Annotated in this window: 3 protein-coding genes and 1 pseudogene; all 4 read right to left on the bottom strand. The window is 75.2% G+C overall.

Annotated features, from left to right (window positions below):
* Positions 1 to 338, bottom strand: a pseudogene (locus tag HMPREF3105_RS10560) (homoserine kinase); the annotation flags it as partial.
* A gap of 3 nt (positions 339 to 341) precedes the next feature.
* Positions 342 to 1,454, bottom strand: a complete 1,113-nt coding sequence (thrC, locus tag HMPREF3105_RS10555; RefSeq protein ID WP_036313078.1) for a threonine synthase — start codon at positions 1,452 to 1,454, stop codon at positions 342 to 344.
* 3 nt (positions 1,455 to 1,457) lie between these two features.
* Positions 1,458 to 2,780, bottom strand: coding sequence for a homoserine dehydrogenase (locus tag HMPREF3105_RS10550; protein WP_069942036.1), 1,323 nt, complete (start codon positions 2,778 to 2,780; stop codon positions 1,458 to 1,460).
* 171 nt (positions 2,781 to 2,951) lie between these two features.
* On the bottom strand, positions 2,952 to 4,325 hold a 1,374-nt coding region (gene lysA, locus HMPREF3105_RS10545), incomplete at its 5' end, for a diaminopimelate decarboxylase (RefSeq protein WP_070709550.1).

Genomic DNA, 4,325 nt, shown 5'->3' with positions numbered 1-4,325 from the left:
TAGGCCGCGACGACGGCGGCCGCGGACGAGCCGAGCCCGCGGGCGTGCGGGATCCGGTTCACGGCGCGCAGGTGCAGCCCCGGCGCGGTGAACCCGCGGTCCCGCAGGTGCTCGTGCGCCAGGCGCAGGATCAGGTGCGCGCCGTCCCGCGGCAGGGTGGCCTCCCCCTCCCCCACGACCTCCGCGACGTCGGGGCCCGCCACGACCGTGAGCGTCACCTCGTCGCGCAGCTCCAGGGCCAGGCCCATCGAGTCGAAGCCGGGGCCGAGGTTGGCGGAGGTGGCGGGGACGGAGACGGACGCGGCGGTCCCGGGCGCCAGCGGCTGCGGTGCGGCCATGGCTCAGCTCAGGCCGAGGGCCTGGGCGACGGTGACCACGTCGAACGGCACCGAGCGCGGGGTCACGTCGGCGCCGTCGGCGCCGCGCAGGGCCCACTGCGGGTCCTTGAGGCCGTGGCCGGTGACGGTGATGACCCAGCTCTTGCCGGCCGGCACGTTCCCGGCGGCGTGGTGCTTGAGCAGCCCGGCGACGCCGGCGGCGGAGGCGGGCTCGACGAACACGCCCTCCTTCGCGGAGAGCCAGCGGTGGGCCTCGAGGATCTCCTCGTCCGTGACGGAGTCGATCATCCCGCCGGACTCGTCGCGGGCGGCCTCGGCCTGCTCCCACGAGGCCGGGTTGCCGATCCGGATGGCGGTGGCGATCGTGTCCGGGTCGGTCACGGGGTGGCCCTGGACGATCGGGGCGGCGCCCGCGGCCTGGAAGCCCCACATCACGGGGGTCTTCGTGGCCACCGCGGGCAGCTCGGCGTCCGAGGCGCCCTCGTGCGGGTTCACGTAGGGGGCGGCGTACTCGCGGTAGCCCTTCCAGTACGCGGTGATGTTGCCCGCGTTGCCCACGGGCAGCAGGTGGTAGTCCGGGGCGTCGCCGAGGGTGTCCACGACCTCGAACGCGCCGGTCTTCTGCCCCTCGATGCGGGCCGGGTTGACGGAGTTCACGAGGAACACGGGGTAGTTCTCGGCCAGCTTGCGGGCCACCTCGAGGCAGTCGTCGAAGTTGCCCTGCACCTGGAGGATCTCCGCGCCGTGGGCCACGGCCTGGGACATCTTGCCCATCGAGATCTTCCCCTCGGGCACGAGCACGGCGCACGTGATCCCGGCCTGCGCGGCGTAGGCCGCCGCCGAGGCGGACGTGTTGCCGGTGGACGCGCAGACGACGGCCTTCGCGCCGTCCGCGACGGCGGCGGTGATCGCCATGGTCATGCCGCGGTCCTTGAAGGAGCCGGTCGGGTTCATGCCCTCGAACTTCACGTGCACGGTGCCCTGCACCAGCTCGGAGAGGTGGGGGGCGTGGATGAGCGGGGTGCCGCCCTCGCCGAGGGTGATCACGCGCGTGTCCTCGGTGACGGGCAGGCGGTCGGCGTACTCGCGGACGACGCCGCGCCACTGGTGGGCCATGGGTCAGTTCCCTTCGACTCGGAGGACGGACGCGACCTCGTGGACGACGTCCAGGGCGGCGAGCGCCTCGACGGTGGCGTCGAGGTCGCGCTGCCGCGCACGGTGGGTGATCAGCCGCAGGGACGCGCCGGGGGCGTCCTCGCGCTCAGATGGGACCTGGCGCAGCGTCTCGATGGAGACGCCGTGCTCCTCGAACACCCCGGCGACGCGGCGCAGCACGCCGGGCTGGTCCGCCGCGCGCAGCACGACCATGAAGGAGGTGTGGGCCTCGGCCGGGTCCAGGGCGGGCAGGGCGGTGACGGGGGTGCGCAGGCGCGCCGGGCCGCCGCGCACGATGCGCTGGGCGATCGAGACGACGTCGCCCATCACCGCGGAGGCGGTGGGGGCGCCGCCGGCGCCGGGACCGTAGAACATGAGCTCGCCGGCGTTCTCGGCCTCCACGAAGACGGCGTTGAACGCCCCGCGCACGGAGGCCAGCGGGTGCTCCCGCGGCAGCAGGGTGGGGTGCACGCGCAGGACGGCGCCCTGGGCACCGTCGGCGGCGCGGCCGCGCTCGGCGATCGCCAGCAGCTTGATGACGTAGCCCGCCTCCGCGGCGGCGGCGTTGTCCTCGGCCGTGATCGCGGTGATGCCCGCGACGGCCACCTGGTCCAGGGTGTACGGCGCGCCGAATGCGATGGTCGCCAGGATCGCGGCCTTCGCGGCGGCGTCGTGGCCCTCGACGTCGGCGGTCGGGTCGGCCTCGGCGTAGCCGAGCCGCTGGGCCTCGGCGAGGGCGTCGTCAAAGTCCGCCCCCTCGGAGTCCATCCGGTCGAGGATGAAGTTGGTGGTGCCGTTGGCGATGCCCATCACGCGGGTGACGCGGTCGCCGCCCAGGGAGTCGCGCAGCGGGCGCAGGATCGGGATGGCGCCGGCGACGGCGGCCTCGAAGCTGAGCTGCGCGCCGGTGGCGGCGGCCGCGGCGTACAGCTCCTCGCCGTGCTGGGCCAGCAACGCCTTGTTGCCCGTCACCACGGACGTGCCGGCGGCCAGGGCGCGCAGGATCAGGGTGCGGGCCGGCTCGACGCCGCCCATCAGCTCGATGACGACGTCCGCGCCGTCCACGAGCGCCTCGGCGTCGGTCGTGTAGAGCGCCGGGTCCGCCTGCCAGTCGCGCGTCGCGCCCGTGTCCCGCACCGCGATGCCCGTGAGCTCGAGGTCGGCGCCCACGCGGTCCCGCAGGATGTCGGCGTCCTCGGTGAGGATCCGGGCGGTCTGGGACCCCACGGTCCCGCCGCCCAGCAGGGCGACCTTGAGTGCGGTGGGGGCGTCGGTGTGCTGGGGCATGGTCCTCCGTGATCCAGGGTGGGGTCGGGCCCGCGCGACCGCGCGGCCCGGCTGGCCACGAATCTAGCGCGGCGCCCCGGCCCGTCCCACCGCGCGACACTCGGTGTCCGCAGAGCGGGACGGACCCACCCGGACCCGAGGCCGACGGCCGGGTGCGCCGCGCCCGCGTCCTCAGCGGGCGAGGCGCGGATCGGCCTCGCGGGCGAACAGGTCCTCCTGCGTCTCGCGACGGATGATCACCCGCGCCTGCCCGCCGGAGACCGCGACGACGGCCGGGCGGGCCAGCGCGTTGTAGTTCGAGGACATCACGTGCGTATACGCGCCCGTGGCCGGCACCGCCAGCAGGTCGCCGCGGCCCAGGTCGGCCCGCAGGTACACGTCGCGGACCAGGATGTCGCCGGACTCGCAGTGCTTGCCCACCACACGGGAGAGCACCGGCTCGGCCTCCGAGGTGCGGCGCGCGGAGACGGCGGTGTAGTCGGCGTCGTAGAGCACGGGACGCGGGTTGTCGGACATGCCGCCGTCCACGGCGACGTAGCGGCGGGCCGCGGTGCCGCCGTCGGGGGCGTCCACGTCCACGGTCTTGGTCACCCCGACCGTGTAGAGGGTCAGCCCCGCGGGGCCCGAGATGGCCCGCCCCGGCTCAAGGGAGACGCGCGGGCACGTCAGGCCGAGGCGCTCGACGGTCTTCTGGACGTCGTCGGCGAGGGCGTCGGCGATCTCCGCGGCCGGGCGCGGCTCGTCCACCGCCGTGTAGGCGATGCCGTGGCCGCCACCGAGGTCGAGCTCGGCCAGCTCCACCCCGTGCTCGGCCTTGACCTCGGCGAGGAACTCGAGCACGCGTCCGGCCGCCAGCCCGAAGCCCTCGGCCTCGAAGATCTGGGACCCGATGTGGCAGTGCACGCCCAGCAGGTCGATCGACTCGGCCGCCAGGGCCGCGGCCACGGCGACGGCGGCCGGCGAGCGGCCGGCCACGTTGCCGTCCCGGTCGGTGGAGGCCGGGGCCAGGGAGAGGCCGAACTTCTGGTCCTCGTGCGCGGTGGCGATGAAGTCGTGGGTGTGCGCGTGCACGCCCGGGGTCAGCCGGAGCATCACGGGGGCGCGGCGGCCGGCCTCGGCCGCGAGCGCGGCCAGGTGGGTGAGCTCGTCGAGCGAGTCCACGATGATCCGGCCCACGCCCGCCTCGAGGGCGGTGCGCAGCTCGGCGTCCGACTTGTTGTTGCCGTGCAGGCCGATGTGGGCCGGGTCGACGCCGGCGGCCAGCGCGATTGCCAGCTCGCCGCCGGAGGCGGTGTCCACGCGCAGGCCCTCCTCGGCCGCCCAGCGGGCGGTGGAGAGGGTGAGCATGGACTTGCCGGCGTAGTAGACGTCCGCTCCCCCGCACAGGTCGGCGAACGCGGCGTCGAAGCCCTCGCGGAACGCGCGGGCGCGGGCGCGGAAGTCGTCCTCGTCCACCACGAGCAGCGGCGTGCCGAACTCCGCGGCGAGCGCGCTCGCGCGCAGGCCCTGGACGGTGAGCTCGCCGTCGGCGGCGCGGTCCACGCC

The organism is Micrococcus sp. HMSC31B01 (genome assembly GCF_001816085.1).
Taxonomy (GTDB): Bacteria; Actinomycetota; Actinomycetes; order Actinomycetales; family Micrococcaceae; genus Micrococcus; species Micrococcus luteus.
The sequence above is the reverse complement of the archived record's forward strand: the minus strand, read 5'-3'. Positions and strand labels throughout refer to the sequence as shown.